At 72.6% G+C, this 4,849-nt stretch carries 1 protein-coding gene; it reads right to left on the bottom strand.

Going from position 1 to position 4,849, the window contains the following annotated elements:
• Positions 1 to 4,849: amino acid adenylation domain-containing protein (locus tag VF697_RS07060; RefSeq protein ID WP_331092729.1), on the bottom strand; the 4,849-nt coding region annotated here is incomplete at both ends.

Below are 4,849 nucleotides of genomic sequence, written 5' to 3'. Positions count from 1 at the left end.
CCTCGAGCGGGAGGCCTCCGGGAACCGCTCGGGCGATCTCTCCCGGGGTGAGGGCGTGCGCGCGTGCGTCCGCGACCACGCCTCGGACTGCTTCCAGTACTTCGAGGGGCGTTGACGCCACACACCGCAGCCGCAGCGGGACCGCGGTCGCGAACGGACCGAAGACGCGGTGTACGTCGGGCAAGGGCGCGTCCCGGCCCGACAATGCCGTGCCGACGACGAGGTCGTCCTGCCCCGTCAGGCGACGTAACGCGAACGTCCATGCGGCGAGCACCCACTCGAACAGCGTACCGCCTCGGCGTGCGGCCGAGGCCCGGAGGGCTTCCACGCGCTCGGCCGAGAGCGTCACCTCGTCGCGGGTGGGGGTGGGGCCCTCGGGCCTGTACCAGGTGCGTGGCGGCACGTAGGGCGCGGCGAAGGTCCGGCTCCAGAATGCCGCGTCCTCCCGGGCCGCGGCCCGGTCCGCCAGGTGCATGACGTAATCGCGGAAGGTCGAGCGGAGCGGCGGGAGCGACGGCTCCACCCCTCGTGCGAGCGCGTCATACGCCTGGAGGAGCTCCCGGACGAGCATCCACCCGCTCAGCCCGTCTCCGATGAGGTGGTCCGCGGCGATGATGAGGACGTGCCTGTCAGGCGCGGTGCGGCACAGGTGCAGCTCGATGGGCGGTGCCTTCTCGGGGTCGAAGTGTCGGCGCCGTGCCTCCGCGAAGAGGCGGTCGAGCTCGTCGGGTGCACAGGGGTCCACGAGGTGCAGCGGAGGCTCCCCCGGCTCCAGGACACGCTGCTCGGGTGGACGCCGGCTCGCATCCACCACCGTCCGCAGCATCGGGTGGCGCTTCACGAGCCGGCCGAGCACCTCTCGGAAGAGGGTTGAATCCAACTCCCCCTCCAACAGCAGCCGCGCGGACCAGCGGACCGAACCGTCCGGATCGCTCGCGTGCGCCACGAGGAACCCTCGCTGGGCGGGTGACAGTGGGAACCCTGTTCCCTCCGCATCCATTGCTCGTGCGACGACGGCCTCTGGCGCGCTCCGGGCGGCATGCGCGTCGATGGCCTCCGCGAGCGCGCGAACCGTCCGCGCCGTGTAGAGCGTGGCGGGGCGCGGCAGCCGGAGGTCCAAAGCCTGGAGCCGGGTGAACACCTCCAGGATGCCCATCGAGTCGCCGCCGAGCTCGAAGAAGTCGTCGTCTCGGCCCACCTCGGCCCGGGACAGGACGCTCGCGAAGGCCTCCGCGATGCGCTGCTCGGTGGCCGTTCGCGGTGGGCCTCCACGGACGGTCCGCGCGGGCGCCACTCCGGAGAGGGGCTCGAGCGCCGCGCGATCCACCTTCCCGGTGACGGTTGTCGGAAGCGCATCGAGCATGTGGAAGTGCTTCGGCCACATCGCCTCGGGGAGGTGCTCGCGCAGGACGTCGCGGAGCGCATCCTCCGTGGGAGGCACATCCCGGAACTGGATCCACGCCTCGAGGCGACGCTCGGAGGCATCCCCCACGGCCCGGACCACCGCCAGGGCGACAGCCGGGTGGCGCGCGAGCACGGCTTCGATCTCCCCGGGCTCGATGCGGTGGCCGTGGACCTTGAGTTGGTCGTCCACCCGCCCGAGGAAGTCGAGCGTCCCGTCCTCGCGCAGGACCACGCGATCTCCGGTCCGGTACAGCCTCACGCCCCCGGCTCCCTGGATGAACGCGCGACGCGTCAACTCCGGCTCACCGAGGTACCCCGAGGACAGCCCGCGTCCTCCCACGTGCAGCTCCCCGGGCACTCCCGGAGCACACGGGGTGCCGTCCTCCGCCAGGACGTACACCGTCGCGCCGCCGATGGGGCGCCCGATGGGAATGCGCTCGACGTCATCCGACGGGCGGCTCCCCACCACGTGCCAGGTGGCGTTGATGGTGGTCTCGGTCGGCCCGTACAGGTTCACCACGGGCGGTGCTCGGCCGAGCCGGTCGTGCAGCGTGCGGATGAGCCCCGGCGGGAGGGCCTCGCCTCCGACCTTCAACCAGCGGAGGCGTTCGAGCGGCCGGAGCTCGTAGCGGAGCAGGCGCGCCAGCAGCGAGGGCACGGTGCTCAAGACGGTGACGCGCTCGCGGTCCACGGTCTCCAGGAGTCGCTCCGGATCCCTCGCCAGCGAGCGGGGGCAACAGACGAGCGTGGCCCCCGCCACGAGCGGCGCGAGCACCTGCCGGACCGAGGCGTCGAAGCACAACGACGACGTCCCGAGCAGGACGTCCTCCACTCCGTACCCGAACGCTTCCAGCGCCCACTCGAGGTAGCCGCGCATGGCCCCGTGCGTGATGGGGACACCCTTCGGTCGGCCCGTGGAGCCAGAGGTGAAGATGATGTAGCCGAGCGCCTCGTCTCCGACCCGCACCGGCGGAGCGAGTGCACCGGGCTCCACCTGTTGCTCGATCGCCAGCGTCGTGACCGTCCCGGTCAACCCGGCCGCGGTGCTCGCGGCACCACTCGCGTAGAGGCACACCTGGGCGCCGGCCCGCTCGAGCTGCAGGAGGAGCCGCGCCGGTGGGTGCTCCGGATCGAGCGGCAGCCAGGCCGCCCCCGTCCGCAGGATGCCGAGCAGCCCGGTGATGCCCTCCACGTTCTGGTCCGACAGGAGGGCCACCACCGAGCCGGGACCGATGCCGCGCCTGGCGAGCGCAGCGGCCACACGGGCGGCCCGTTGGTCCAGCTCGCCGCGCGTGAGGCTCCGATCGCCCTCCCGCAGCGCCACACGGTCCGGTGATTCCTGGAGGCGAGCGGCGATCCGCTCGGGGATCGACGGGGCCTGGAGGGCGGAGCTGGCTTCCATGTGGGCCCGCAGGTGCTCGTCCGCGAACGTCTCGACGGTGTTCTTCCGGAGGACGCGCTCCGGGAAGCTCCATGCGAAGCACAGCGCGCCCTGGAACTCCCACACCGCGAGTCCGAGCCGGGTGGCGGGGGTCGCCGTCCGGCCCGCGAGGGCGAGCAACTCGGGGAGCTCGGGCGGGAGGGAGAGGGGGAAGCGTGCGTAGCTGTAGCTCGCCGCGCTCGCGACTCGGGGTGAGGCGGTGTCCCCGGGCAGCACCCGGGCGATCTCGATCGAGGTCGGCGAGGCGTGGCGCTCCAGCTCCAGGAGCGCGTCGCGGGCGCGCTTCGCGAGCAGGGCCAGCGACTCCCCGGGCTCCAGCCGGAGGCGCAGCGGCAGCGTGTCCGCGAAGCAGCCCACCACCTGCTCGATTCCCGGAACGCGCATCTCCCGGCGGGCCCGGGCCACGTTCACGACGACCTCGTCCGCTCCCGACCACCGCGCGAGGCACCGGGCGTGAACTGCCAGCGACAGGTGGAACACGGACACGTCCGCCGCGGCGGCCGCCGCCACGAAGGCCCGCGTCTGTTCCGGACCCAGCTGGCGCAGAACGGACAGGATCGGCGGCTCGGGGGGCGCGAGCGGGTCCCCGTCGAAGGGCAGGCGCAGGGCGGGTGCACCCGCGAGGCGCTCACGCCACCACGCGAGATCCTCATCGAGCCTGGGCCGGCGGACGTCGAGCGCATCGAAGAAGCCGTGTGCCTCCGGCCAATCGGGAAGCGCCTGGCCCGAAGTGGCGGCCGCATACGCTCGCCAGAGGTCGGCGGCGATCACCTGCAGGCTCCAGGCATCCGCGATCAGGTGGTGCGCGCACAGGAGCACATGCGTCGTATCCGCCGCGTCACGGGCCACGTCCACGCGCCACAGGGGGGGATGGGAGAGGTCGAACGGCGTGTTGACGACGCCATCCGCGAGGGCCTCCACGTCCGCGACCTCTCCGTGCTCGACGAGCCGGGCCTCCACGGTCTCGGAGAGCCGTTGCACCGGCTCGCCCTGGGCCGAGACCGCCACCGAGGCTCGGAGCAGGGGATGGCGCCGCGCCACCACCCCCGCCGCCTTCCGGAGTGCGTCCACCGACAGCCGCCCTCGAACCGTCTGCCGGACGAACGAGAACACGGGGACGTCCGGGTGCAGCCGCTGCTGGACCCAGAACGCCTTCTGCACGGGTGAGAGCGGAGCTTCGGTTGCGACGCCCCGCGCCGGAGTCGAGACCGGGGCCGTGTCTCCCTTGGCCTTCCGGAGGTACTCCGCGAGCGAGTCGATCGTGGGCTGCTCGAAGAACAGGGTGGGGGGGAGTTCGACGCGGTAGCGGTCCGAGAGGGTTTTCGCCAGATCCAACGCGTTCAGTGAGTCCAGCCCCATGGCCAGGAACGAGCGGTCCGTCGCGACCTCGCCCGGGTCCACGTCGAGCGCCTTCGCCACGAGCACACGAAGCTCCTCCACCACGCTGGACGGAGCCCCCGTGGGAGCGGGCGCCGACGTCACGGCCGGAGGTGGCCGCGACACGAGGGTGGGTGCCGCGGACGCAGCCGCGCGAGGCCCCATGGGCGCGACCACGACGTGCGCTCGGCCGAGCGCGAGCACGCGAAGGAACGCATCCACGCCCTGTCGTGTGGAGATGGCGGGAAGCCCTCGCGCTTCCATGGCGCGGACCAGCGTGGGCTCGGCTCCCATTCCGGTCTCGCTCCACACGGACCACGCCACGGACGTGAATGGCAGGCCTTCCGCCCGGCGCGCCAGGGCGAAGGCATCCAGGTATGCATTCGCGGCGACGTAGTCTCCCAGCCCTCCACCCAGCCCCGGCCAGCTCGCCGACATGGACGAGAAGAGCGCGAAGAAGTCGGGCCGGATGCGCCTGCGCTCCAGTTCCCTCCAGAGGAGCCATGTGCCCCGGACCTTGGGCCCGAGCACCCGCGCGAAGGCCGCGTCCTCCCGCCCTCCGATGCGACCGGGTGATGCCAGCCCGGCCGCATGCACCACGCCATGGAGCGCGCCATGGTCGAGCAC

It is taken from the genome of Archangium sp., assembly GCF_036388035.1.
Lineage (GTDB): Bacteria > Myxococcota > Myxococcia > Myxococcales > Myxococcaceae > Archangium.
The sequence above is the reverse complement of the archived record's forward strand: the minus strand, read 5'-3'. Positions and strand labels throughout refer to the sequence as shown.